The following is a 25,826-nucleotide window of genomic DNA, read 5'->3' as shown; positions in this document are numbered from 1 at the left end:
GCTTTTTTATCCGAGCCAGTGATTTTTTACTTATAGCATCCAGAACAAATGTGTATTAAGTTAAGCTAATAGTCCTATGGAATTACTGCTTCGTAAAGGCTCCTACCCACTAAAAGAGGAATGCTTTATGTCCAACCCAGCCATCAATATTTACAAGCAACGTCGTACTCAATACGCTATTGGTAAAAACATTTCCATCGGTCAAACCGACGCCACTTCCCTGATCAAGGAAGCGGTGAAACTGGCCCCCACTGCCTTCAATTCCCAAAGCTCGCGCGCAGTAATTCTGTTCAACGAGCAGCACGACAAGTTCTGGCAACTGGTGATGGATACGCTGCGTGCCATCGTGCCTGCTGAGTCCTTTGCGCCGACTGAGCAAAAGATCAATAGCTTTTCCGCTGGCGCGGGCACCGTACTGTTTTTTGAAGATCAGGACGTTGTCAAAGGATTGCAGGAGAAGTTTCCATCTTACGCCGACAACTTCCCTGCCTGGTCAGAACACGCCACGGGCATCGCCCAGTTTGCCGTTTGGACCGCCCTTGCCGAGGCCGATATCGGCGCCAGCCTGCAGCACTATAACCCGATTATCGACGACGCCGTATTTGAAACCTGGGACCTGCCAGCTTCCTGGAAACTGCGTGCGCAAATGCCCTTCGGCTCTCATGAGGCGCCGTTAGGCGAGAAGACATTTATGGATGACGAAGAACGTTTCCGCATCTTCGCTTAAGTAGCGACACCTTAGGGTTTGTACGAAAAGTCGCTGAGCGAAGGCCAGACAAGGCAAAAATCAGCGAAAAAAACGGACCGAGCTCGCGCACGAGTTTACATGTGTAAATGAGTATTTTGATCGGACTCGCGCACGAGCTGATTTTTAACGCCGTATGGTCGAGCGCAAGCAGTTTTCGTACAAAGCCTAACGTCTCACTGCATAGAAATATGCTAACGCCCGCCCGCTGGTTTACCCAAAACCGCGGGTGGTGGCGTTTTAAAAGCGGGCTTTTTCCGGCGACAAAGACGGTCGGAAAAGGCCCATCTCCTGAAGGTCCATATCTGGCTCCCCATTCTCACAAGGTTACTCTTCCTTACGCAGCTCAGAGTCTGTGGCTGGCTTTTCACTGCTTGTCCCCATAATTGTTTTGTGGGGCTTGGTGCCTTCTGCGCGAGCGACGTCCTGATGGCTAATCACCATAACGTCTCTTGGCCACCAATCGGGATGATCTTCACGTATAAAGGTCAGCAGCTTTTCCCGAATATTCATTTCAGCGGTCCAGCCCGCCATGGGATCAGAAGCCACAAAGTAGCAGGTAATCACCAGCGTTGTCGCCGTTTGCCCCGTCGCGTAGCACAGAAGTTTATGATGCTCGATGACACTATCTTCCATCTCGGCATACTCTAGAAACTTTTTGCGCAATAACGCAATATCGGTGCTTAGATGCAGAATCAGCTCCATACTGCGGTACATTTTCGCGCTCTTGACCGACAGATTCTGGAAAGGCTTGGAGACAAAGTACGTTACCGGAACAACGATTCGCCGGTCGTCCCACACCCGTAGACGAATAAAGGTATAGAAAATACCTTCCACATAGCACCACTCATCTTCAAAAATCACCAAATCGCCGATACGAATCGGCTTGGCAAGCGATAACTGCATCGATGAAAGAATATTGCCCAGCACGGCCTGCCCGGCGATACCCACCAGCACCGCCAACACACTGGCCGAGGCCAGCAATGAAAGACCAAGCGTCTCAAAGAGCTGGATCTGACTTAACACGTAGATGGTCACCGCCGACACCATCACCAATATCACGGCCCGACGCACCGCATAGAGCGTGGTGAGAAGCCTACGTTCATCCTTTGGTTTGGTGTCGTCGATTTCCCCCACTAGCCGCCGGGCCATGCGCAGCATGATTGTGTCCACCAAACGCAGCGCAATCGTGCCGACTCCCCACGCCATAACAGTAATCAACAGAACACGGAATGTGGTCATTGCCACTGCAGAGAAAGAGACGACATACTCAAGCAGCATCTGCGTGACAAGCGACATGGCGATGAGCGACACCGGCCCCTTGATACGCGCGGCAAAAATACTGAGCGCGCCAGAAGGTAGCCATCGGGCCATCAGGCCCACAAAGGTGTAGATGCCCCAGCCTAGCAGTACAATTAATACAAGAAAGGCGGGAACGGCAATCCACTCCCATACCATTAGAAAGCCGAACGTGGTTTTAAATCGGTCGGGTATATACTCCTCCACCATGGAGGGGCCATACTCATCGTAGAGTAAAGGGATTGAGGTAACGCTTCCCGGCATGATCAGCCAGATGGGGTCTTCGTCTTCTACTCGGTATCGCCCCAGGCGAATGTCGTAGGCTTCACCATCGGCTTGCAGTGAGGCCAACTCAATATCCCGTCGCGGATTACCAGCGAGCGGGTTTTCGCCCGTAATGTCTTCAATAACGGCATCCTGGCGGCCTGAAAGGTTCGACGCACTCAGCCACTCGCCGCGCCGGAATACCTCGGCTAACTGCCTGGCCAGCACATGTCCACGCTCCTGCTGCTCTTCTGGTGACAGTTCGGCAAGATTCAGTACGTGGGCGGCCCCCTGATAGTCCTCCTCCTCAGTCAGCTCAAGAAAACTCCGAATCGCCTCCCTCGGCGACATACGGTTAATCTCGTCGGGCGCTTCACCCAGCCCTACATTCAGTTCATCCGTGGTAAACCACTGTGTAGCTTCTTCGCCTTCTTCGCCCTGAATTTGCGCGGCACAGAGGTTAGAAAACGCGAATACAATTACCAGTACCACCCATGTAGGCCACGAGCCATGTGCTTTCATAAGCCCCATATTCACTTGGGAGTCAAAAGTTCTGCACTAACATCCAGCGTTACTGGACTATCCATGTCAGTGAAGGTGAAAAATCAAGTACAGCCTACCTTTAGGTAGGACGCAAGGCGAAGTCATAAACAGCAATATTAATACGGCCCACCGACTCACGCATAAAGAGTCGGCCTGTTATGCCTACGCGTAAGGCCTTACAACAAAGCTGCATAGCGTCGCTTAGGTTGGGTGAAAAGCAGCGTGACCAGCATCATATTAGCGACTTGCAAAGCATCTAACCTCACGATAGCTTAATCTAACGAGGCCGATAAAACGCTTCCCAAAACGGCTTTGGATAAGCAGCGTGTTAATCAAAAAAAGAGCGGAAACCGAATAAAACACAGCAGGGGAACCTTTAGATGCGTCGATTGCGGTCATTTTCAGCCATTATAGGTCTTATCGCAGCAGGCCTTGCCTTGCCCATCAACGCTGATGACATTAATGAGGAGACTTGGCGCTTTCAGCTTACCCCCTATGTCTGGATGGCCGGATTGGCAGGCGATGTGCGCCCGCTTGAAAATGCCCCTACCGTTAGTACTTCACGCTCTTTCAGCAGCATTTTGGATGACCTGGATGGCGCCTTTTTCATGACCGGCACCGCACGCCAGGACCGCTGGGTACTTTTTGGCGATATTTCCTGGGCCTCCCTTAGCCAGGCAAGCACGCTACCCTTCGGCATTGTCGCGAATAGCAAGCTACGCCAGCGCTTTATAACGGCCGCTGCGGGTTATCAAGTGATGACGACCCCGACACAGCAGCTTGACCTACTGGCAGGCGCACGTACCTGGCAAATTGATACTGATATCAATATTCCTGCGCTGGGCATTGATGTAGCCAAAACCAAACAGTGGGTAGACCCTATTGTGGCGGCACGCCTGCGATCACACTGGGCGCCCAACTGGTCCACACTGCTTCATGCGGATATAGGCGGCCTGGAGATGTCTAAAAAGAACACCTGGCAAGTTGTCGCTACACTCAACTACCAGTTCAGCGATACGTTTTATCTTTCAGGCGGCTATCGCCATTTATCGGTTAAACGCGATGAAACAGACTCACTCATCGATATCGAAATGGGCGGACCTCTCGCCGGTATTACGTGGCGCTTTTAGTTAACCCAAGGGCACGATGCTTATGAGGTTACTGGGTAAATTGACTCAAGAAGCACAAGATCGCTAATCCAGCAATGCGCTTAGCCGAACAGGCGCGTCAGGTGCTGGGCATAAGCGGCCATATCACGTGCAACGTCTGGCGCCTTGATTACATCGTTGGCGATAAACGTAGGCAGCGCTTCCAGGCCAATAAATTCCTGAGACTTATGGAACGGGAAGTAAACGCCATCGACACCGCGCCCTTCAAAGAAGTTATCTGCCTCATCAAAGGCGGCCAGCGGCGCATTCCAGGTGAGCGACAGCATATAGCGCCGCCCTTGCAGCAAGCCGCCACTGCCGTACTGCCTGGTGGGGTCCTGGCGCGAGCGGCCGTCGCTGGCATAAAGCGAGCCATGCCCGGCGGTGAAGACTTCATCAATGTAGCGTTTAACGCTCCAGGGCGCGCCCATCCACCAACCCGGCATCTGATAGACGATAATGTCCGCCCAGAGGAATTTTTCCACCTCGGCCTCTGCTTCGTAACCCTGTTCAATTACCGTCTCGCGAACTTCATGGCCTAACTCAGCGAGCGTACGCCATGCGACATCATGCAGCGTATTATTGAGTTCACCGCCAGAATGTGCGAACGGCTTGCCGCCATTGATTAACAGAATCTTCATCGTTAAAACCTCTTGCCCAATAGATAATTGGCCTGCTGATAGGCGACAACCCTACCAACATGGCTTGAATGCCGCTGATTATGAGGTGCTTAAAAGCATGGAAAAACCCGTCCACGGGCAAGAGACTTTTGATATAAAATCAACAACGACATTTAACCTGGACAGGCAAGAGCAACGCTTATGAAAACCACGCTTGAAGAGCAGCAAGCATTTATCACCGTGGTGGACAGCGGTTCGATCACCGGCGCCGCCGAACGGCTGGGCATTACGGTATCGGGCGTCAGCCGAGCGCTTAACCGCTTGGAGCGCAAGCTTGGCGCCACCCTGCTACGCCGAACCACCCGCCGCCTGGAGCTAACGGAAGAGGGAGAAACGTTTTTACAACACTGCCGCCGCATACTAACGGCGGTAGAAGCCGCAGAAGAGTCCGTTCAGAATCACCACGGCCAACCTCAAGGGCGGCTACGGGTGAACGCCGCGCCCAGCTTTATGCAGTTTGTCATTGTGCCGGTACTTGGTGAGTTTCGTGCCCGCTACCCCGGCATTACGCTACAGCTGGATACCCACGACCGTTTTGTTGACCTGCTGGAACAGCGTGTGGACCTCGCCATTCGTATCGGGGAGTTGGACGACTCTTCGTTACATGCCCGGCGCCTGGGTCATAGCCCGCTTCGCCTCTTGGCAAGCCCCGCTTACCTTGAGCGCGCGGGCACTCCTCAAGGTATTGAAGATCTTAAGCACCACAGCCTGCTCGGCTTCAACCAGCTTGAACACCTTAACCACTGGCCGCTGCGCCGTGCCGATGGTAAGTGCTTACACATTACGCCCGCCCTCTCCGCCTCCAGCGGCAGCACGCTGATAGAGCTAGCGCTTAAAGGTGAAGGGATCGTCTGCCTTGCCGACTTCATGACCATCAAGCCCCGCAAGGCGGGCACACTTGTCGATGTGCTCCCCAGTCATACCGAACGTCAAATGCAGGCCGTCAATGCTGTTTACTACCGCCAAGCCACACTTTCACAGCGCGCCCGGCTGTTTATGGACTTTCTGGCTGAACGCCTGCCGGGGGAGTATTTGCAGAGTTAAAGCGGCAAATAGTGAATCAAGGGTTCTGGAACAAGATATTCACTATTCTGAACCTGACGCTCTACACTCTCGTTACGAATGACGTTTATTTTGAAACGCAGCGGCCAAAATGCCGGTGGGCATAGCAATAAGGCCGATACCGGCCACGGCGCCTATAACGCGAAGCCCCGGCCTGTGCCGGGGCTTGTCAAATACCTGCGTTAACGGCGTTACGCTTAGGACTCTACGTGGAATGCCATGGTAGCGTTGACGGCCTTTTTCCAGCCGGCATAAAGTTCATCGCGTTTTTCATCTTTCATCTGCGGCTCAAAGCGCCGTTCCAATGCCCACTGTGCAACGATTTCATCTCGCGACTTCCAGAAGCCAACGGCGAGGCCAGCAAGATACGCCGCGCCAAGTGCAGTGGTTTCGTTTATTTCGCAGCGTAGAACATCCACTCCCAGTATGTCGGCCTGGAACTGAGCAAGGAAATCGTTGGAGATCGCCCCACCGTCGGTGCGAAGCTCGGTTAGCGCAATGTCGGCATCCGCCTGCATGGCTTTGAGAACATCGGTGCTTTGATAGGCAAGTGATTCGACCGCCGCGCGCACAAAGTGCTCTTTTTGAGTCCCCCGGGAGAGCCCAAACATGGCGCCGCGTACGTTAGAGTTCCAGTAAGGCGCACCCAGCCCGGTAAAGGCGGGCACCATATAAACGCCGTCATTATCCTTAGCGCGCGTGGCGTACGCTTCGGAATCAGACGCTTTGCCCAGCATTCTCAGGCCATCACGCAACCACTGAATCACCGAGCCCGCCACAAATACGCTACCTTCAAGGGCGTATTCCAGCGTGCCATCCACTTCCCACGCAACGGTGGTAAGCAGGCCATTTTTAGAAGGCGTGGCTTGGGTGCCCGTGTTCATTAGCGTAAAGCAGCCCGTGCCATAGGTGTTTTTCGCCATACCCGGCTCGAAACAGGCCTGGCCGAACAGCGCGGCGTTCTGGTCGCCAGCGATACCGGCAATCGGCACTTCCTGGCCCATCAGGAATTTAGGCAGCACGTTGCCGTAAACTTCACTGCTGGACTTAACGTCTGGCAGCATCGACTCAGGTACGCCAAACAGTGCCAGTAGCTCCGGGTCCCACTTCCGGTCACGGATGTTAAACAACATCGTGCGTGATGCGTTGCTGACATCGGTCGCATGCACAGCGCCGCCGGTCAGGTTCCACACCAGCCAGGAATCAATGGTGCCGAACAGCAAATCGCCCTTTTCCGCTTTTTCCTTAACGCCCGCCACGTTGTCGAAAATCCACTTCAATTTGGTGGCGGAGAAGTAAGCATCAATGACCAGCCCGGTTTTATCGCGAATCATATCGGCATGGCCCGCTTCGCGCAGCTCATCGCATATCTCGGCGGAATGACGCGACTGCCAGACGATGGCGTTATGTACCGCCTGCCCGGTATTTTTATCCCATACCACGGTGGTTTCACGCTGGTTGGTAATACCGATAGAGGCAACTTCGGAGACATCAACGCCGCTGTTGTTAATCACCTCGGTCAAGGTGGTCAGCACGCTGGTCATGATTTCGCGAGGGCAGTGTTCGACCCAACCCGGGCGCGTAAAAATCTGCTCAAACTCATGCTGGGCTACGCTGACAACCCGGCCTTCATGGTCAAACAGTATCGTCCGCGTGCTGGTGGTGCCTTGGTCAATAGCGAGAACGTAGTTTTTCTGGCTCATGAAATGCCTCTCAAGCGTTGACGTTAAATGATTGTTTTAAAAAGGATCAAGTCAGCAGACTGACTTAATAAACATACGCGGCAAGCCCGGCAAGGACACTGCCGATAAGGGGTCCTAAAATAGGGACCCAAGCGTAAGACCAGTTGTTCGCCCCCTTGTGCTTAATGGGGAGTAATGCGTGGGCAATGCGTGGCCCCAAGTCCCGAGCGGGGTTGATCGCATAGCCTGTAGGCCCACCCAGCGAAGCACCAATGGATACTACCAGCAATGCCACCGCCAACGGGCCAAGCCCAGAAGGCGTATGACCAAACATGATAATGACGAACACCAGCACAAAGGTACCGATGATTTCGGTGACCAGGTTCCACCCGTAGGCAGGAATAGCCGGGCCTGTAGAGAACGTCGCCAGTATGCTTGACGCGTCTTCGGTCGCGTCGTAATGCTTTTTATAGGCCAGATAGCAAACGGTGGCACCCAACCAGGCACCGATGAGTTCAGCCGCAAAGTAGGCCGCAGTGGTCATAGCGTTAATAGGGATGCCGGGGGCGTATTCCGTCGCCGGGCCGACGAGCAATCCAAGCGTAACGGCGGGATTGATATGTGCCCCAGTATCATAGGCGACATAAACCGCGCAAAAGACCGCGAGCCCCCAACCAAAGAAGATAACGATGCCATCGCTGCCATTCCCGTTGGTTTTGTTCAGCAGCACGTTAGCGACTACGCCACACCCCAAGAGCGTCAATATGGCCGTACCCACTATTTCGTATAGAAAAATTGTTTCAAGCATCGTAACCAGCTAGTCCATGTGAACGGTTCGCTCTGTTTAGAGCGATCGAATGTTCTTTTTAGAAAATATCGCTTTCCTTTTTTCATCCTATAGGGGGTATTGAAAAAAACAATACAAAAAAACAACTCTCTTCCGAATATCCAACTATTCTGTTGATTAATATAATTTTTTAAGTCAGTAGACATTAGTTTAACCCCCCTTTCCTTATGATAATTAATCATTTCCTGTTCACAAAAAACATCCTCACGTCAAATAACGAACATGATTTTTTCGATAGTTACCGCAGCGCTCATCCTCTGCGCTTATTTTATTAACCGAAAAACATGGCAATTTTTGGGGTAGCAAAACGTGGCCTATACTCACGTTGTCAGCTATCCAGCTGGCTATCGTAAGCCCGTATAGAGAGCGGGTTTGACCACGTTTTTTGGGGTCACTTATCAAGGAGGGCGTATCATGAGGAGGTCTACAACGACGACCTATCCAGGCGGCATCTATCCGCTTCATGCCGTATTACTGGTGAGCATTTTTCCACTTTTTCTTGGCGCCGCGTTAAGCGATTACGCCTACTCGAAAAGCCTTCATATTCAATGGGGCACATTTTCTTCCTGGTTAATTGCTGGCGGGCTTGTTTTCGCAGGCTTGGCGTTTCTATGCGCAATTATCGGTCTGTTTCGTGCCGAACATCGTCGCGGGCTTGTTCTGGTTTACCCAGCACTCTTGCTGGTCATCTGGATACTTGGCTTTATCAATGCCCTGGTACATGCCCGCGATGTCTGGGCCATGATGCCCACTGGCTTTATTCTTTCGATCATCGTTACCGTATTGAGCGTCGCAGCGATTTGGATCGGTTTTTCTCGGCCCACTGTCGGAGCAACGTCATGAAACATTTCATCCTGCGTTACACAACGCCGCTGGCATTGATACTGGCTGCCAGCGGCGCGAATGCCTTTGATGTAGAACAGCCCTTTGGCCCCAACCCAACACTCCCCGAGCCACAGCGCGGGCTGTTGCCCGACATGACCGTCCCCGAGCCCGCCGAATGGGGCGACCGGCTACCGACGGTACCTGAGGGCTACACCATCACCAGGATTGCTTCTGATCTTAAGGTGCCCCGGCAAACCATCATGCTGCCCAATGGCGATATTCTGGTGGCGGAAGGTAGCGGCGGTAATGCACCGGCATTAAAGCCCAAGGATGTGATCGCTGGGTATATCAAGGACCAAGGCAACACCGCTGTAGAGGGCGGCGACCGCTTAACCCTGCTACGCGATGACAATGGCGACGGCAGCTACGAACAGATGATTTTCGCCCAAGACCTTAACGCGCCTTATGGGCTGGCTCTGATAGGCAACAACCTCTATGTGGCCAACCAGGATGCGCTGGTGCGCTTTGATTATGACGAGGGCCAAACAGAGGCCAGCGGGCCGCCAGAGGTCATTGCGCAACTGCCCTCAGCGATCAATCACCACTGGACCAAGGCGATGACCGCCAGCGCCGATGGGCAGTTTGTTTATGTCGGTATCGGCTCGAACAGCAATATTACCGAGCGGGGCATGGAGGCGGAGGTTAATCGCGCCGAAGTGTGGGAGATCAATGTCGACACGGGCGCGCACCGCCCCTATGCCACCGGCCTGCGCAACCCCTCAGCGCTAGCCACCCAACCCGATACCGGCACGCTTTGGGCAGCGGTTAACGAACGTGACGAACTCGGTCCGGACCTGGTACCTGATTATATTACCTCGGTTCAGGAAGGCGGTTTTTATGGCTGGCCTTACAGCTACTGGGGACAGCATGTTGACCCTCGCGTACGCCCGGAAGATCCTGAAAAAGTGGCATCCGCTATTGCACCGGACTACAGCCTTGGCTCTCACGTAGCCCCGCTTGGCCTGGCTTTTTCTACGCCCGCCATGGGCGAAGAGTACGCCGAGGGCGTTTTTGTAGGTGAGCACGGCAGTTGGAACCGCGCGGACCCGGTTGGCTACAAGGTAAGCTTCATCCCCTTTAGCAACGGCCAACTTGCTGACAGCGACCCGATTGATTTTGCCAGTGGGTTTCTTACCGATGATGGCAGAGCACTTGGCCGCCCGGTCGGTGTCACTATTGATCCGGATGGCGCGCTTATTATTGCCGATGACCTGACCAATGCGATTTGGCGGGTTACGCCGGATAATCCGCCCGCCCCACCGGAGCAGGAGCCTGAAGCAAACGCTTCTGAGCCAGAGGAGCCCGAGCCAACATCCACCGAACCACCCGAGCAGCCATCAACGCCCCAAGAGGCTGACTAACCACCAAGCGACGGGTAGGTACTCCCTGCCCGTCGCTGCTTCATCACGCTGTCTCAAACGGTGAATGTTTAAAACCCCAGCAAGCGCTTACGCACGGGGCGAATAGCCACCAAAGCCAGCACTGCCAGCGCCAACCACTCCAGCCAAACAGGCAGTAGTTCCTGAACCTCGCTTGCCTGATCGACCACGTTCCAGCCCGTCACTCCCAGCACGCTATCTACTGTCCAACCTACGAGCACAGTAACGACAAGCACGCTGGCGAGATAAACCGCCAACGCGGCATTGCCTAGTTCGCGACGCAATATCGCTAACGTCGCCAGACTGGTGATCGGCCCTGCCAGCAGGAAAACCAGCGCCATACCCGGTGAAATCCCCGCTAACAGCAGCCCAGCGGCAACCGGCGTGGCCGCTGCCGCACAAATGTAGAGTGGGATGCCCACCACGGCCATCAGCGCAAGCGCCAGCAGCCCACCTGAGTAATGGGCCAGCGTATCAGGCGGCACCAGCGTTACCAGTACGCCCGCCAGCAACAGCCCGGCAAACACCCACGCGCTGATATCATCCAACAGATCACTAAACGCATAACGCAGCCCGGCCTTCAAACCTCTGGGCTCGTCATCTTTCGCGGTGGGCGTATGACAACCGGATGAAGCGCAGCAGCCGCCAGGCGTGGCAGGGGCGGGAGTTGCAGATTCACGCGTTAATCCGACAAGCAACCCGGTGACAATGGCCGTTACCAAGGCACCGATGACGCGCACGACGGCCATCAACGGGCCAAGCAGTACGCTAGTCAGTAGAATGGAATCAACGCCCACCCCCGGCGTGCTGATTAAAAAAGACGTCGTGGGCCCACGCCCCGCGCCACCACGATGCAAAGCAATAGCGGTAGGAATCGCACCACACGAACACAGTGGCAAGGGCATACCTATGACCGCCGCCCGAACAATACTGCCCACACCACGCCCTCCCATCCAGCGCTGCAGCACGTGCTCCGGCAACCATGCTTTAATTAGCCCAGCAATTACCAACCCCAACAGCAGCCACGGGGCCGCCGTTAACGCAATTTGCAATAGCTCTATAACCAGCGTCATGTCATCACCTGCTTGTCCACAGTGGGAATAGGGGCTAGCCTAAACCCTGTAATCGTTACAGGGTCAAGCCGATGAAAAACACGTATCGCATTGGTGAAGTGGCTACCCGCACAGGCTGCTCACCGGAAAGCATTCGTCATTACGAAAAACTCGGGTTACTGCCACCCGCTAAACGCAGCGAGCAAGGCTACCGGCATTACGATCAAGCAGCGCTTGCGCGTATCGGCTTTATTCGTCACGGCCGCAGCCTCGGTCTCGACCTACATAGCATTCAGGAATTACTGGCACTTTCAGACCACCCGGACACCGACTGTGGCGCGGCTGACGACATCGCCACTCGGCACCTTCAGCATCTGGAAGCGCGCATTGCCAAGTTGCAAGCGCTCGCTACTGAGCTACGCCAGGTAGTACAGCAATGCCGGGGTGGCAAAACCGCCGACTGCCAGATCATCCAAACGCTATACGACCACACGCTTGCCTGCAGCGAACACGGCTGTGGATAAGATAAATAGAGGCGACGATGCGTAGAAGCGTGGCGAGGCGCCCTCTTCCTCAAGTAGCTATCGACTACAATGGTGTTAGCGCATCGTAAAAAGGACTTTTAAATGATCGAATCACGCGAAGAGCTAGAAGCCATCAGAAAAACCTGCCACTCAATGGTGACAAGAAGCTCGGGGCTCTCTGCTGGCACAGCGATCATCCCCATTCCCGGCGTGGATATCGGGTCAGACGTTGCCATATTGCTAAGGCTCATTCCTAAAATAAACGATAAATTCGGCTTAACGCCCGAGCAAATTGAAGGTCTGGATACCGAATCAAAAGTGATGGTGATGACCGCTATTTCCAATGTCGGCAGCAAGATGGCCGGGAAGTACATCACCAAAAAACTGGTGGTATCGCTGCTTCAAAAGATGGGCGTCAAAGTAGCCGCCACCGGTGTGGCTAAATATGTACCCTTTGTCGGCAGCGCCGTGGCGGGGGGCATCAGCTTTACGGCGATGAAGTATATGGGCAATAGCCATGTTGAGGATTGCTATAAAATTGCGCTGGCTGCACTGGAGAATAACCAAACAGACTTACAGCCAGTAACGGGTTCGATAGAACCCAAATAGAGCATACTAGCGAAAGGTGCTGGCTTGCTGCGCTTTGCATTATTGTATCTTCAGCATTGTCTAACAGGTTATCATCTCAAACAATAAACGTTCTCATGATCATTTACATATGAGAACTGTTTTTATATGATCCCTCTGTATTAACTGATAATACTAACGAGCAAGCGCCCATAGGCGCGATGCAAGGGATTATATGAAAACGCCTTTACTCCATGCCTTAAACACGACACGCTTCGCTGGCTCTATCTCCAGGCCCACCCAACTCTTCACTAAAAGCGCACTATCCTTTCGAGGAGCCACCTTTACCACTCTTCTGTCTACATCGCTGCTAGCTTCAACAGGTGTTGTGGCGCAAACCACTGACGCCGCTAGCTCAGAAGCGCTGGAAACCGTGACGGTCACGGGCGAAAATCTTTATGACAACGTTGGCTATACGCGCCGCACCACCAGCGCGGGTACCGGTTTAACACTAAGCCAAAAAGAGCTGCCACAAGCCATCAGCATCGTCACTGAACAACGAATGCAGGACCAAAACCTGGATACCGTCGAGGCGGTATTAAGTAACGTCACGGGTATTTCAACGCGTAATGTCGATAGTGACCGTGTCGGCTTTTCCTCCCGTGGTTTTCGTATTAACAGCTTTCAGTACGACGGCATCCCTACGCTAAACACGGACAACCGTTGGTATTTTGGCGAAGGTCGGCTCAATACGGCTATTTATGACCGCGTTGAAGTAATACGTGGCGCCAACGGGCTGGTTAGTGGATCGGGCAACCCAGGCGCTTCGGTTAATTTTGTGCGCAAGCATGCTGAGAGCCGGGAATTTACTGGCTCCGTTTCTGGCACGCTGGGCAGTTGGGATAAACGCGGTAGCACTGTTGACATAACCACACCGCTAACCGCCTCGGGCAATGTGCGGGCGCGCTTTATCGGCGGTTATGAAGAAGGGGGCGCCCACCTTGACCGTCAGGATAAGCGAAGTACGTTCGGCTACGGCGTTATTGATGCAGACGTAACCGACGCCACCACGCTTTCGTTGGGCTTTGATTACCAGGACAGCCACACCTCTTCACCCACATGGGGCGGTCTACCGCTGTGGTTCAGCGACGGCACGCCAACCAATTACTCACGCTCGTTCAGCGTGGCGCCGGATTGGTCCTACTACGACTTCAAATCTGAAAAAGTCTTCGCGGAAATCAACCATCGGTTTGCTAATGACTGGCAGGCTCGTGTAGTGGGCACCCACGAAAAAACCGATATGGATGGCAAGCTGGCGTATCCCTACGTGGAAGGAATGCTGCCAGACCAAATGGATGGCAGTGGCGTCGGCTTCTATACCGGATGGAACAAGGGGCATCGGAAAGTTAACTCTGTAGATGCCCAGGTCAGCGGGCCATTCGAGCTATTGGGACGCGAACACGAACTGGTCGTAGGCGGTAGCTACAGCGACCAGAAGAACAACTACGAAAACAGCTTCATTGATGGTCTCTTCACGGTTGATGACTTCAACAACTGGGGTGGCTCGGCACCTAACGAGGGCTGGTCCGAATTTACCCCTTCTGAAGCATCAAGCACTCGTCAGAAAGCCGTCTATACCGCTTCACGCTTCTCACTTGCTGATCCGTTAACGCTGATTCTCGGCGCACGCTATACCGAATGGGATGGAATGACGCTATTCCGTAGCCTGGATAGCCAGAGCAAGCACGAAGTAACACCTTACGGTGGAATCGTATACGACCTCAACGATACCTATTCAGCCTTTGCCAGCTACACCGAGATTTTCGAGCCGCAAAACTACCGCGATGCGAGTGGCGCCTACCTGGACCCGGTGGTAGGCAAAAACTATGAGACCGGCCTCAAGGCGGCCTGGCTTAATGGCCTAGTTAACGGCTCTTTCTCAGTCTTCCGAATAGAGCAAGACAACGTTGCCACGGCAGACCCGGGGCTTCCTGGGCAAACCGAGACGTACTACTCCGCCGCTAGCGGCGTAGTGAGTGAGGGCTTTGAAGTGGAACTAAGTGGTGCGGTCACTGATGATCTTGATATGACGATCGGCTACTCCCACTTCACCGCGAAAGCCAAAGAAGGCACGTTCAATACCAATCAGCCACGCTCGCTGTTCAATCTTTTTGCCAGCTATAACGTGCCACAAAAGCGTGAGCTAACGATTGGCGGCGGCGTTAACTGGCAGAGCAGCCTGTTGGCTAGCGACCTCACCACCCCGGCCGGCATACCTACCGAGTATGAGCAAGGCAGCTATACGCTTGCCAATCTTTTTGGCCGCTACCAGTTCAATCAAGACCTATCACTTCAGGTCAACATCAAGAACCTGTTCGACGAAAAGTACTACAGCAATGTCGGTGGCTACGGCGTCTATGGCGAACCAGCCAGCATCTCCTCGACGCTGCGCTATTCGTTCTAATGCATAGGCGTTAGCGATGATGGCGTCGCCTTGATACCACCGCCTCCATTCGGCACTTACCCAAATGGAGGCGATTGCATAATTGAACCGGAGAGCATAATGACCTGGCTACGTAGCAGTAAAGCACTAAGCCTTGCGGCCGTTGCAACGCTTACTTTAGGGTCAACCCTCGCGGGTGCCCAAGAGTACCCGCTAGAAATCGAACACGCCCTTGGCACCACCATCCTTCAGGAAAAACCCAAACGGATCGCCGCCGTGGCGTGGGCGAACCACGAGGTGCCGCTGGCGTTAGGCGTTGTACCGGTCGGCTTTGCTGCCGCCAACTTTGGCGATACCAACGGCAACGGTTTGCTGCCTTGGGTGGAAGCCAGGCTTGAAGAACTTGAAGTAGCGCCCCCCGCCCTGTTCGATGAAGGTGATGGCATTGATTTTGAGGCCGTTGCGGCCAGCCAGCCTGATGTAATCCTTGCGGCCTATTCAGGGCTTAGCCAAGCGGACTACACCACCTTGAGCCAAATTGCCCCCGTCATCGGTTACTCCGAAGGCCCGTGGGCGACAGACTGGCGCGATATGATTCTTCTCAATAGCGCTGGCATGGGCATGACCGACGAAGGCCAGGCACTGATTGAACGCCTTGAACGCCAAATTGCTGAAACTGCCCAGGCGCATGCCGAACTAGAGGGCAAAACAGCCATGTTCGTGACGCACCTCGACCCCACCAACCTGGGGCGCATCTCTTTCTACACCGATAACGATGCGCGAGTGCGATTCTTCCATGACTTGGGGCTGGTCTCGCCAGCGATCGTTCAAGCCAACTCGGCACCGGGCACGTTTTCAGGCGAAATCAGCGCTGAGCTAATCGACCAACTGGCAGACGTGGATATTCTGGTCACCTACGGCGGACAAGCACTGATTGAACAGCTCGAAGCCCATCCGTTGACCTCTCGGCTGCCCGTCGTTGAAAACGGCGCCATTGTGCTGCTCGACAATAGTCCGCTGGGTACGGCGGCCAATCCGACACCCATGTCGATTTCATGGTTATTAGACGATTATGCTGACCTGCTCTCAGAAGCCGCACGCCACGCAGAGTAACGTTGTTACTGCGCCCGCCGCTAGCGTTACCCGGCAGCGTAACAAGCGAGGCACGCGCCTTGCTGGAGGCCTACTGCTGCTGGCGCTGCTTGCGTTGGCGCTAACGCTTTCTGTAGCGTTTGGCGCCCGCACGGTGGGTTGGCCAGAGATAGTGGCGGCGCTAAGCGGGCAGGTAGAAACCATTGGTGATGCCGCCGTGGCGAGTCGCTTGCCGCGTACTCTACTGGCAGTGCTGGCAGGCGCCGCGCTCGCCGTTTCAGGGGGCGTTATGCAGGGGCTTACCCGCAATCCACTTGCCGACCCCGGCCTGTTAGGCGTTAACGCCGGCGCGGCGCTGGCCATTGTCATAGGAATCGCGTGGTTTGGGATGGATGAAACCACGACTTATATCTGGACGGCTATTCTGGGTGCCGGGCTTGCCGCCGTGGCGGTTTACACTATTGCCAGCCTGGCACGCGGGGGCGCTACACCGCTCAGGTTGGCGTTGGCCGGGGCCGCTACGACGGCGGCGCTAAGCTCGCTGGCGACGGCCGTTATACTGCCACGCGGCGATATTGCGGGGCTGGCGCAGTCGTGGCTGGTGGGCGGTATTGGCGGCGCCACGTACGACCAGATCATGCCCGTGCTGCCTTTTCTGCTCGCAGGTTTTGTGATCACTTTACTCGCCGCACGCAAGCTCAACCTGCTGGCACTGGGCGACGATGCCGCTGTGGGCCTGGGCGAAAAAGTCGCCATCGCCAGAGCCATGTCGGCGTTGGGCGCGGTACTGCTATGCGGTCCGATTACGGCTATCTGTGGCCCCATTGGCTTTGTCGGGCTGGTCGTGCCGCATGCCTGCCGCCTACTTGTCGGCGGTGACTACCGCTGGCTATTGCCGTTTTCCGCCCTGGGTGGCGCCGTGCTGTTAACGTTTTCAGATGTGGCGGGGCGGCTGGTAGCGCATCCTGCGGAGCTTGATGCGAGCATCGTTACCGCCTTTATCGGCGCCCCCGTGTTTATCTGGATCGTACGCAACCGCAAAGTAGGCGCGCTATGAACCCGCCCTCTTATAACGCTCCCCCTTCATCCCCCCCTCAACACCATGAACATCATCCTTATGGGCAGATGCGTCGGGCACACGCCAAGCGCCGGGGGCGGATACTTGCGGTATTGGCCGCCTGTTTACTGGCAGGCGTGTTATTAACCCTGATGCTGGGGCAGTCCTTCACGCCACTCACCACGGTGCTGCGCATTCTGGGTGGCGCTGAGGTGCCCGGGGCCAGTTTTACCGTGCGAGAATTACGCTTACCAAGGGCCGCGGTTGCGGTGCTGGCAGGCGCCTGCTTTGGGCTGGGCGGTATCGCCTTTCAAACCCTGCTGCGCAACCCGCTGGCAAGCCCCGATATTATCGGCATCAGCACCGGCGCGAGCACCGGCGCGGTGTTTGCCATTGTAGTGCTATCACTCAGCGGCACGGCGGTTTCAATCATTGCGATTGCGGCGGGGCTAGGCGTGGCGCTGTTAATCTACGGGCTCTCCTGGCAGCAAGGCGTAACCGGCGCTCGATTAATTCTCATCGGCATTGGCCTGGCCGCGATGCTACAGAGCGTTACGGCGTACCTTTTAATGCGTGCGCCCAGTTGGTCACTACAGGAAGCACTGCGCTGGATGGCGGGTAGCCTTAACGGTGTGCAGCTTGACCAGGCACTGCCGCTGTTTATCGCCCTGCTGCTGTTTGGCGGGCTGCTGTTAAGCCGCCACCGTGACTTGGAAACCCTGCGCATGGGGGACGATATAGCGGTGGGGCTAGGTGTTCGTTTAGCCCTCACGCGAATTACTGTGGTGATTACCGCCGTGGCACTTGTCGCCTTTGCCACTGCGGTAACCGGCCCGATTGCGTTTGTGGCGTTTCTTTCCGGCCCCATTGCGGCACGCCTGGTGGGGCGCAACGGCTCGCTGCTGATTCCTTCTGCGTTGGTAGGCGCGCTGCTGGTGCTTTTGGCAGACTACGCGGGCCAGTTTCTGCTACCTGCCCGCTATCCGGTCGGCATTGTGACCGGCGTATTAGGCGCCCCCTATCTCGTTTACCTGATTACTCGCGACAATAAAAGCAGAGGCACCCTATGAGCGCTTCGTCGCTTCTCGCCCAACACCTGACCGCAGGTTACGGCGAACGGACCATTCTTAATGACGTGAGCCTAACCGTTCAAGCGGGGCAAACAACCGCTATTGTGGGCGCTAACGCCTGTGGAAAATCGACGCTGTTGCGCGTGCTTTCGCGGCTCCTGACACCGGAGCAAGGCAACGTGTTGCTGGATGGTAACGCCATTCATAAGCTCCCCGCCCGCCGTCTGGCGCAACAGCTGGGGTTTCTGCCTCAGTCGCCTATCGCGCCGGAAGGCATCACTGTGCTGGAGCTGGTGAGCCGCGGCCGCCACCCGCATCAAGGGCTTTTCCAACGCTGGAGCGCTACCGATGAAGCCGCCGTGGCCGATGCTTTAAGCGCGACTCACATGGCCAACCTGGCCGACAGCGCCGTAGAAGAACTCTCCGGCGGGCAGCGCCAGCGGGCGTGGATCGCCATGGCCCTTGCTCAGCAAACTGATGTGTTGCTGCTGGATGAACCCACCACCTTTCTGGATATCAACCACCAGATCGAAGTGCTCGACCTGCTCACCGACTTAAACCAAACGCGCGGCACCACCATTGTAATGGTGCTTCACGAGCTGAACCTGGCCGCCCGTTACGCCGACAAGCTAGTCGCCATGGCGAACGGCAACATCTACGCCGTTGGCCCATCGGAAGACGTATTTACCGAACAGATGGTACGCGACGTATTTGGCCTGGAAAGCCGGGTCATCGACGACCCGGTCACGGGCAAGCCCATGATGATACCGCTGGGACGGCATGGGACGCGCAAGCGTAAGCACGCACCCACTGCCGATAGAGAGACACAGGCCGGTTAAATGGGGGAAAGAGGCTGCTCAATGGCACGCCCAACCTGTAGCACTTTGGCGTCATCAAGGGCTGCCCATAATCTGGACGCCTACGGGCAGCCCTTGATGATCCTTACCAAATGGCACCGTCAGCGCGGGTAGTCCGGTCACATTGGCGGGTGCGCATAAGCGCACATACGCTTCGGCGACACTCTCTTGACTGCCGTCTTCCCAATCAAACGTTTCCTGCTCCAAGCGTGCTGCTGTCTGAGGCACGGTGGGTGCCAGTAGAACGTCGATGTCTGAAAACAGAGAACTCCAGCGCTTAGCGATGAGGTCTCGGGCACGCTGCGCCTTCAGATAATCGCCTGCTGGCAGCAGTTGTCCGGCTTCGAGCAAGGTTCGTACATCATCACCGTATAGCGATGCTGATTGGCGTATGTCCTTGGCGTGTACGGTTGCTGCTTCGGCCACCATCAGGCCCCACTGAGTCGGAATAAGGTAGTCAGCCAGCGGAATATCCACCTCCACCAGCACGGCGCCCTGTTGTTCCAGATGCGCTGCCGCACGCCTAACAGCCGCGGCGACTGGCTCCGCAACGTGGTCAAAATAGTAGTTGCGTGGAATACCAACACGCAGCCCATGCACATTTGACTGTGCGTTGGTATCGAAAGAGGCAGGAGGAGTACGGCTAGCGGGGTCGCGCGCATCAAAGCCCATCACTGCCTGCAATAACAGGCCAACATCCTCTACCGTGCGTGCCATAGGGCCCGCATGATCGAGCGACCAGGCCAGGGGCATAGTGCCGTGGCGAGAGACCAAGCCATACGTAGGCTTGAACCCGACCAGCCCGCAAAGTGCTGCGGGCACCCGAATCGAGCCACCGGTATCGGTCCCCATGGCTGCCCAGGCGCCGCCGTAAGCAACCGCTGCGGCAGAGCCCCCACTGGAGCCCCCCGACGTGCGCTGTGGATCAAGCGGATTGCGCGTTTGAGGTGTGGTCAGGCCGAAAGCGAACTCATGCAAATGGGTCTTGCCCAAGAGTATGGCGCCGCCACGCAGCAAGGCATCCGTTACCGCGCTGTTGGCCTCGGCCAGGTGTCCGTCCCGAATACGGGAGCTGGCAGTGGTGGGTTGGCCAGCAACATCGAACAGGTCTTTCAGCGCGATAGGAATGCCATGCAGCGGCCCACGGTAACGGCCATGTTGAATGTCTCGCTCGGCCTCAAGTGCCTGCTGACGGGCGGCTTCTTCCCATACAGATACAAAAGCGTTGATCTCTGGCTCTCGCGCACCAATACGCGCCAAGGCCGCATCCAACAATTCTACTGGCGACAGTTCGCGTGCCGCGATGGCGGCACTGGCTTGGGCCAGTGTCAGGTTCAATGGATTTAGCATGGTTGGTTCCCCTGGCTAGCATCAAAGGCAAATGAAGGAGTGCATGATTCATCGATAGGTAATTCGTCAAGCCGGGCAATGACCGTGTGTATGTGATGCAGGACACCCGCCATCAGTGGCGCACGTTCAGAGTTCAGGGGCAGCCCCAGGCTGGTAGCCAGAGCCTGGGCTTCCTCGGCGGACATAGGAGAAACAGTTTGAACAGTCATGCTTGATTTCCTTTCTTCATTGAAGTGCGCGCTTGCATAAGCAGCAGGATAATGGCGAGCAAGGCCAGTGCAGTGATCACCGCACCATAGATATTGACCGCGGCCAGCAAGCCGGCCTTCTGAGCCAGGAAGCCGACAGCCATCGTGGGCACGCTATGGGCCAGATAACTTTCGATATAGAACACGCCCATCAGCGCGGCACGTTCATGGGGCTCAGCCAACGGTAGGACACTGCGTACAGCCCCGAGAAAGCTCGCGCCAAACCCAAACCCCGCAATGACCGACCCGGCCAACAACAAGACAGCGTTTCCCTGGTTAGCCCCGACCAAAATGACAACCAGCCCTGCGACCAAGGCAAGTTCGCCAGACAAGAGGGTTGTAAAAGAGCTCAGCTTGCGAGCCGCCAGAACCGCTGTGGCACCGGTGAGCGTTAGCGCTGCGACGACAAGACCACCCAGCCATGGCGTGCTCACATGCGTAACGTCAACGATCAGCGATGGCATAAGCGATAGATAAAAACCACCTAGCATCCACACTGCCACGTTCGCAGGAGTGACAGATAACAGCGTTTTGCGCGCTTGCCGCGGCACGGTAATGCGTGGTTTCAGGCTTGCCCATGCCCCCGGGCGATATGTCACCGTCTCTGGTGCCAGCCAAATCAAGCCCAGCATCACCAGAAAAATAGCCAGCAGCAACGCGTACACCATGTGCAGCGGATCAGGCGCCAACACAACCAACGAGGTACTGCCTAGCGCGCCGGCTGCCATACCAAGCAGTGGTGAGATGCTGTTAATCACAGCCCCCTTCTCCCGACTAACATCGAGTATCGCCGCGCCAACTGCTGCAGTGGCCATACCCGTGGCAAAGCCTTGCAGAGCGCGCGCACCAATCAGCCAACCCGGCCCGGCCGCACCCAAAAAAACCACCATAGCGATGATCTGTAGCGACAACGCCATGGCAATAACCGGACGTCGACCAATATGATCGGACAGCCTCCCCGTCACCAGCAGTGCCAAAAGCAAAGCCAGCGCGTAAGTGGCAAAAACCACCGTCAGCAGTGTTGCGCTAAAGCTCCACTGCTGCTGATAAAGTTGGTACAGCGGGGTAGGCGCACTCGATGCTGCTAAAAAGGCAATCATTATCGCTGTGTGCAGGAAAACGGTACGGGCGGGAGACAAACTCCAGCTAGAGGAACGGCGGACAGTATCAGAAACGTTGATGGACATGATCTCTCCCAAAAGGCAAAATATTAGCTTTAAAGAGCATAAACTCAATAACCCACTAAAGCAAAATATTTGCGTTAGTGATTTATTGCACCGTGCCGACGAACAGGTACTGAAGGGACACATGACCAACAAACCCACTCCTCGTCCAGGTGGCCGCAGCGCTCGTATTCAGGCTGCCGTTCATCAAGCCGTTCGAGATCTGCAACAAGAACAAGGCCGGGCCGGGCTTACGGTACCCGCCATCGCCACACGCGCTGACGTCACCCCCTCGACGATCTACCGTCGCTGGGGTGACCTTACCCAGTTACTGGCCGACGTTGCCGTCGAGCAACTACAGCCAGAGCAGCCGCCAGCCGATACGGGAAGTGTGCGTAGCGACTTGTTAGCCTGGCTTGTTGAGTACTTTGAGGAGATGTCATCAGCCCCAGGGAGGGCGATGCTCCGCGATGTTCTAGGCACAGAAGGCCATACCAGCGCGGGTAAATGTGATGGCTTCTTGCGTCAGCAGATCGAAGTAATCAACGAACGCGGCCTTGCCAGAGGAGAGCAGCCGATGGATATAGGGCGGGTCACTCAAATAGTGGTAGCGCCTCTGATGTACCGCATCCTGTTTGCCAACGAAACACCGACTACGCAGGCCATAGAAGCACTTTTCGAACAATTAGTAAGCTCAGCAGATGCTTAATAAAAAAGCCCCGTGTTCTGGATAACACGGGGCTTTTGGCAAGGGGCGCTGTTGGGCTTATTACGCCTCGACCGCGGCACGCCCTTTGATCATTGAGCGGGCAAGCAGCAGATACGCGACCGAGCCACAGGCGGCCATGGCCAACACCACCGCTTCAAGCGTATGCGGCAGCATGGCAGACAGGGCACTCAAAATCCCGGCGATACCGAACTGGGCGGCGCCCAAAAGCGCGGCGGCGGTACCACTGCTAGTGGGGAAAAACTCCAAAAAGCAGGCCTGTATATTGGGCGAGATCGCCCCTACTGTGCCGATGGTCAGCATCATGGCGAACAGGAAAGCGTACATTGGCCACTCCATAAAGGCAGCCATCACTAACAATACAATGCCGACCGCTTGGCAGCCCGTTGCCAACTGCAGAATACGCAGCGACGATATTCTGGAAAGCAGTACACGGTTGCAAATATTGAAGAAAAGCATCGCGACGATGTTAGCCGCAAACAGCATCGAAAAGCTTGAGGGCGACTGGCCAAAATGCCCCTGATAGATAAAGGAAGCGTAGGTAATGAACATCATCAGGGTGGAGAAGGAGGCGGCCTGCCAAGCGATAAACGGTAAAGCTGGTTTCGTCGACAGCACCAGCTTGTAACGTGCCAGCAGGCTCATCTTGGGGCTTTTCGATCGCGATACTTTGCCCTTCCCGGAAAAAAGCACCCGCACCAGTAACGGCACCAGCAGCACCGCGTAAACCGCCAAGGCAAAGAAAATATTGTGCCAGGAACCCACCGCCAAAATCGCACTGCCAACGCTCGGGGCGATACCCGGCGCCAGCACCATGATAAAACCCATCATCGAGAACAGCTTCGCGGCATCACGGCCCGCCACCCGGTCGCGCACCAGTGCCGGTACCGACACCAGCGTCAAACCCGCGCCAATGGCTTGAACGGCCCGCCCGCTAAGCAGAGTGTTCAAGGATTCCGCCATGCCGATGACAATGCTTGCGAGCGCAAAAATTGCCAGCCCGCTCATCAATACACGCTGGCGACCGAAGCGGTCCGAAAGCGCACCGCCAATGAGCTGCCCCACTGCCATCGCGAACACATACACCGAAACGCTTAACGATACGGCCTGCTGAGATATCCCCAGCGACTCGCCAATGACCGGAAAGGCCGGCAAGTACGTATCCATGGAAAACGGACCCAGCATCATGGTCAATGCCAGGCTCAGTACCACAATAAAGGGCGTTTTAGATTGGGTCATAGAAGCTCGCGGTAAGATGGCTTAATGATGGCAGCATTCATAATATGATACCGATTGACGCCATCATCAGCCAATATTCGCCAAAGATGGCTGCCAAGCCACCATAATGTGAAGAATCTCATTGAGCCAGTGGTACTAATCCCGGGGAAAGGTCAATCGATAAAGAACAACAGTGTGCGTTGAAGATTACTCTTTGCGATATAGCACCATGCCTGCGTGATAAAGCACTCCCTCAATAAACTCCCCATCAGCAGTGAAGCCGGTGTCGTCCCAATATTCGATATAATTATTCGTCACTTGGTAGCGACCTTGATAAGCATTTTCGCGCTCGCCTCTGGCCTCAGCGTAGCGATTGTTGGGTAAAAGCTCATGGCGAATATGGCCATCTTCCGTTATCCACATGCCAACATAGGGGTGATCTGCCATAGCGTCATATCCTTGGTTGAAGGCTGGTTGCGCTGTAGTGGTCGCCGGTAAAACGGCGATAATGCCAGCGGCGACCAGTGTACGAGTCCAGTAGACAGGAAGTTTTCTCTCTTGCATGACCCTCATTCGTCACGCTCACTAAACAGATCAGACAGAGCTTGGGAAGCGGCAATAGCACGCGGGAAGCCAGCAGGTACTGTGATCATGTAGACCACCTCTTTGAGTTCTTCTTCGCTTACCCCGATGTTCAATGCATAATCAGCATGCACGCGCATCATGCCAACCTCACCCAAGGCGGCCATGGCCGAAACGGCTGCAAGTTGCCGTGTGCGATCATCAAGGCCGGGCCGGCTCCAAACATCGCCAAGAGCGTAAGCTTCGGTCGCTTCGGCAAGGAATGGAAACTCCTCGCGCATGGTTTCCAATATTGGTTGCCCTTCGCCCTGGTTAAGGCTGCGGATTACCTCCGCTCCTCGCTCACTGCGTGCCTCCGTGGTCGTGGCTTGCGCGATAACCGAAAATAAGGCGCTGGTAAGGAACAGGCTTGAGCATAAGACCATTTTTCGTAATAAAAGTAGTTTCATTATTGACTCCATTGAGTAGCTACTAATCCTGAGTAATCGCTAAAGAAATTAGCGCCGTATTAGTTGCTCGCTGTGGGACGTACCACGATATCGCTGGTATCAACATCATCGGGTTGATTGATGGCATGTGCGATGGCCGAGGCAATGGCCTCAGGCTTGAGAGCAATTTGACGGAAAATCTCGATCGCTTTAGCAGATTCAGGATCGGTGATGGTATTCGCCAACTCGGACTCCACCACACCAGGGTAAATACAGGTCACACGTATCTTGTCGGTTTCCTGACGTAACCCATCAGAAATGGCGCGCACCGCATATTTGGTGGCGCAGTAAACGGCAGCAGTTGGCATGACACTGAGACCACCGATAGATGAAATATTGATTACTTGCCCGCTTGCTTGAGCCTGCATAGTCGGTAAAACAGCGGCGATACCATTGAGCACTCCGCGTATATTGACGTCTATCATACGGTTCCACTCATCGACCTTGAGCGCTGCCAGCGGAGACAACGGCATAACCCCCGCGTTGTTGATGATGACATCGATACGGTCATGCATATTGAGAGCAAAAGCCGCGAATGCTTGCATGTCCTCAAGGTCTGTGACATCCAACGCCTGATAATCCATGACGCCCCCTTCGCTACGAATAGAGTGGGTCAATGCTTCCAGCTTGTCGGTACGGCGCGCGCCAACCACCAAGCGATGCCCCTGACCAGCAAGCCAGCGAGCAGTAGCTTCACCGATGCCACTGCTGGCGCCGGTTAACAAAACGACTTTGGATGGGGCGGTATGTAAAGTATTCATATATTAATCCTCTCAATGGTAGGTACCCAGAGAAGATTAGGGGGTCCAGTAGAGTAGCAATAGGATCAATACTATTGCATGCTTGCCTAATCC

General features: G+C 55.2%; 25 protein-coding genes. 13 read left to right on the top strand and 12 right to left on the bottom strand.

Features of this window, described 5'->3' with window-relative positions; translation table 11 throughout:
- Window positions 1-127 precede the first annotated feature (127 nt).
- Window positions 128-727: a nitroreductase family protein gene (locus tag ACT3T7_RS14365; RefSeq protein WP_444631394.1), complete on the top strand. Its 600-nt coding sequence runs from the start codon at window positions 128-130 to the stop codon at window positions 725-727.
- 345 nt (window positions 728-1,072) lie between these two features.
- On the opposite strand, the gene ACT3T7_RS14360 is transcribed toward ACT3T7_RS14365, so the two are convergent.
- Window positions 1,073-2,830, bottom strand: coding sequence for a mechanosensitive ion channel family protein (locus ACT3T7_RS14360; RefSeq protein WP_444631393.1), 1,758 nt, complete (start codon window positions 2,828-2,830; stop codon window positions 1,073-1,075).
- Between the two features lie 401 nt (window positions 2,831-3,231).
- Between ACT3T7_RS14360 and ACT3T7_RS14355 the strand changes: the two genes are divergently transcribed.
- A complete protein-coding gene (locus ACT3T7_RS14355) occupies window positions 3,232-3,981 on the top strand; it encodes a hypothetical protein (RefSeq protein WP_444631392.1) in 750 nt (249 codons plus the stop codon).
- An 80-nt stretch (window positions 3,982-4,061) separates the two neighbouring features.
- Here the strand turns inward: ACT3T7_RS14355 and ACT3T7_RS14350 are convergent, their stop codons facing one another.
- Window positions 4,062-4,640, bottom strand: a complete 579-nt coding sequence (locus ACT3T7_RS14350; protein ID WP_444631391.1) for an NAD(P)H-dependent oxidoreductase — start codon at window positions 4,638-4,640, stop codon at window positions 4,062-4,064.
- A gap of 180 nt (window positions 4,641-4,820) precedes the next feature.
- Between ACT3T7_RS14350 and ACT3T7_RS14345 the strand changes: the two genes are divergently transcribed.
- Window positions 4,821-5,723: a LysR substrate-binding domain-containing protein gene (locus ACT3T7_RS14345; protein ID WP_444631390.1), complete on the top strand. Its 903-nt coding sequence runs from the start codon at window positions 4,821-4,823 to the stop codon at window positions 5,721-5,723.
- A 215-nt stretch (window positions 5,724-5,938) separates the two neighbouring features.
- On the opposite strand, the gene glpK is transcribed toward ACT3T7_RS14345, so the two are convergent.
- Both glpK and ACT3T7_RS14335 read right to left on the bottom strand, forming a co-directional pair.
- Complete coding sequence (gene glpK, locus ACT3T7_RS14340) at window positions 5,939-7,444, bottom strand: glycerol kinase GlpK (RefSeq protein WP_444622392.1); 1,506 nt, start codon at window positions 7,442-7,444, stop codon at window positions 5,939-5,941.
- Window positions 7,445-7,508: 64 nt separating this feature from the next.
- Window positions 7,509-8,231 carry an MIP/aquaporin family protein gene (locus ACT3T7_RS14335; protein ID WP_444631389.1) on the bottom strand — a complete coding sequence of 241 codons (723 nt, stop codon included), beginning with the start codon at window positions 8,229-8,231 and terminating at the stop codon, window positions 7,509-7,511.
- 453 nt (window positions 8,232-8,684) lie between these two features.
- Here ACT3T7_RS14335 and ACT3T7_RS14330 point away from each other — a divergent pair, with 453 nt between their 5' ends.
- Entirely contained in the window at window positions 8,685-9,113 is a 429-nt protein-coding gene (locus ACT3T7_RS14330) for a DUF2231 domain-containing protein (RefSeq protein ID WP_444631388.1), read from the top strand.
- A complete protein-coding gene (locus ACT3T7_RS14325; RefSeq protein ID WP_444631387.1) occupies window positions 9,110-10,516 on the top strand; it encodes a PQQ-dependent sugar dehydrogenase in 1,407 nt (468 codons plus the stop codon). The genes ACT3T7_RS14330 and ACT3T7_RS14325 overlap by 4 nt, the downstream gene beginning before the upstream one ends.
- A gap of 68 nt (window positions 10,517-10,584) precedes the next feature.
- Here the strand turns inward: ACT3T7_RS14325 and ACT3T7_RS14320 are convergent, their stop codons facing one another.
- Entirely contained in the window at window positions 10,585-11,607 is a 1,023-nt protein-coding gene (locus ACT3T7_RS14320) for an SO_0444 family Cu/Zn efflux transporter (protein WP_444631386.1), read from the bottom strand.
- A 71-nt stretch (window positions 11,608-11,678) separates the two neighbouring features.
- Here ACT3T7_RS14320 and ACT3T7_RS14315 point away from each other — a divergent pair, with 71 nt between their 5' ends.
- The 7 genes from ACT3T7_RS14315 to ACT3T7_RS14285 all read left to right on the top strand — a co-directional run bounded on the left by ACT3T7_RS14315 (window position 11,679) and on the right by ACT3T7_RS14285 (window position 19,178).
- The gene (locus tag ACT3T7_RS14315; RefSeq protein ID WP_172118143.1) at window positions 11,679-12,110 is read left to right on the top strand and encodes a MerR family transcriptional regulator; all 432 of its coding nucleotides are present in this window, start codon (window positions 11,679-11,681) and stop codon (window positions 12,108-12,110) included.
- A gap of 102 nt (window positions 12,111-12,212) precedes the next feature.
- On the top strand, window positions 12,213-12,719 hold the full coding sequence (locus ACT3T7_RS14310; RefSeq protein ID WP_444631385.1) for a hypothetical protein: 507 nt from the start codon (window positions 12,213-12,215) through the stop codon (window positions 12,717-12,719).
- A gap of 193 nt (window positions 12,720-12,912) precedes the next feature.
- On the top strand, window positions 12,913-15,141 hold the full coding sequence (gene fhuE / locus ACT3T7_RS14305; RefSeq protein ID WP_444631384.1) for a ferric-rhodotorulic acid/ferric-coprogen receptor FhuE: 2,229 nt from the start codon (window positions 12,913-12,915) through the stop codon (window positions 15,139-15,141).
- A gap of 99 nt (window positions 15,142-15,240) precedes the next feature.
- On the top strand, window positions 15,241-16,233 hold the full coding sequence (locus ACT3T7_RS14300; protein ID WP_444631383.1) for an iron-siderophore ABC transporter substrate-binding protein: 993 nt from the start codon (window positions 15,241-15,243) through the stop codon (window positions 16,231-16,233).
- A complete protein-coding gene (locus tag ACT3T7_RS14295) occupies window positions 16,193-17,269 on the top strand; it encodes a FecCD family ABC transporter permease (protein WP_444631382.1) in 1,077 nt (358 codons plus the stop codon). Before ACT3T7_RS14300 ends, ACT3T7_RS14295 begins: the two co-directional genes overlap by 41 nt.
- Window positions 17,266-18,339: a FecCD family ABC transporter permease gene (locus tag ACT3T7_RS14290; protein ID WP_444631381.1), complete on the top strand. Its 1,074-nt coding sequence runs from the start codon at window positions 17,266-17,268 to the stop codon at window positions 18,337-18,339. Before ACT3T7_RS14295 ends, ACT3T7_RS14290 begins: the two co-directional genes overlap by 4 nt.
- Window positions 18,336-19,178, top strand: coding sequence for an ABC transporter ATP-binding protein (locus tag ACT3T7_RS14285; RefSeq protein ID WP_444631380.1), 843 nt, complete (start codon window positions 18,336-18,338; stop codon window positions 19,176-19,178). The genes ACT3T7_RS14290 and ACT3T7_RS14285 overlap by 4 nt, the downstream gene beginning before the upstream one ends.
- A 54-nt stretch (window positions 19,179-19,232) precedes the next feature.
- Here the strand turns inward: ACT3T7_RS14285 and ACT3T7_RS14280 are convergent, their stop codons facing one another.
- The 3 genes from ACT3T7_RS14280 to ACT3T7_RS14270 are packed head-to-tail and all read right to left on the bottom strand — an operon-like array spanning window position 19,233 to window position 21,981.
- Complete coding sequence (locus ACT3T7_RS14280) at window positions 19,233-20,546, bottom strand: amidase (RefSeq protein WP_444631379.1); 1,314 nt, start codon at window positions 20,544-20,546, stop codon at window positions 19,233-19,235.
- On the bottom strand, window positions 20,540-20,755 hold the full coding sequence (locus ACT3T7_RS14275; protein ID WP_444631378.1) for a hypothetical protein: 216 nt from the start codon (window positions 20,753-20,755) through the stop codon (window positions 20,540-20,542). Before ACT3T7_RS14275 ends, ACT3T7_RS14280 begins: the two co-directional genes overlap by 7 nt.
- Window positions 20,752-21,981, bottom strand: a complete 1,230-nt coding sequence (locus ACT3T7_RS14270; RefSeq protein ID WP_444631377.1) for an MFS transporter — start codon at window positions 21,979-21,981, stop codon at window positions 20,752-20,754. Before ACT3T7_RS14270 ends, ACT3T7_RS14275 begins: the two co-directional genes overlap by 4 nt.
- Window positions 21,982-22,102: 121 nt before the next feature.
- Here ACT3T7_RS14270 and ACT3T7_RS14265 point away from each other — a divergent pair, with 121 nt between their 5' ends.
- Complete coding sequence (locus ACT3T7_RS14265) at window positions 22,103-22,666, top strand: TetR/AcrR family transcriptional regulator (RefSeq protein WP_193055387.1); 564 nt, start codon at window positions 22,103-22,105, stop codon at window positions 22,664-22,666.
- 60 nt (window positions 22,667-22,726) lie between these two features.
- Here ACT3T7_RS14265 and ACT3T7_RS14260 read toward each other — a convergent pair whose 3' ends face one another.
- From ACT3T7_RS14260 to ACT3T7_RS14245, 4 genes are all read right to left on the bottom strand, one after another.
- A complete protein-coding gene (locus tag ACT3T7_RS14260) occupies window positions 22,727-23,923 on the bottom strand; it encodes a Bcr/CflA family efflux MFS transporter (RefSeq protein ID WP_441679124.1) in 1,197 nt (398 codons plus the stop codon).
- 186 nt (window positions 23,924-24,109) lie between these two features.
- Complete coding sequence (locus tag ACT3T7_RS14255; protein WP_444631376.1) at window positions 24,110-24,466, bottom strand: Atu4866 domain-containing protein; 357 nt, start codon at window positions 24,464-24,466, stop codon at window positions 24,110-24,112.
- A 5-nt stretch (window positions 24,467-24,471) separates the two neighbouring features.
- On the bottom strand, window positions 24,472-24,933 hold the full coding sequence (locus tag ACT3T7_RS14250; RefSeq protein ID WP_444631375.1) for a carboxymuconolactone decarboxylase family protein: 462 nt from the start codon (window positions 24,931-24,933) through the stop codon (window positions 24,472-24,474).
- A gap of 59 nt (window positions 24,934-24,992) precedes the next feature.
- Entirely contained in the window at window positions 24,993-25,733 is a 741-nt protein-coding gene (locus ACT3T7_RS14245) for an SDR family oxidoreductase (RefSeq protein WP_444631374.1), read from the bottom strand.
- Window positions 25,734-25,826: the final 93 nt, after the last annotated feature.

It is taken from the genome of Halomonas sp. 111, assembly GCF_052379685.1.
Lineage (GTDB): Bacteria > Pseudomonadota > Gammaproteobacteria > Pseudomonadales > Halomonadaceae > Vreelandella > Vreelandella citrativorans.
The sequence above is the reverse complement of the archived record's forward strand: the minus strand, read 5'-3'. Positions and strand labels throughout refer to the sequence as shown.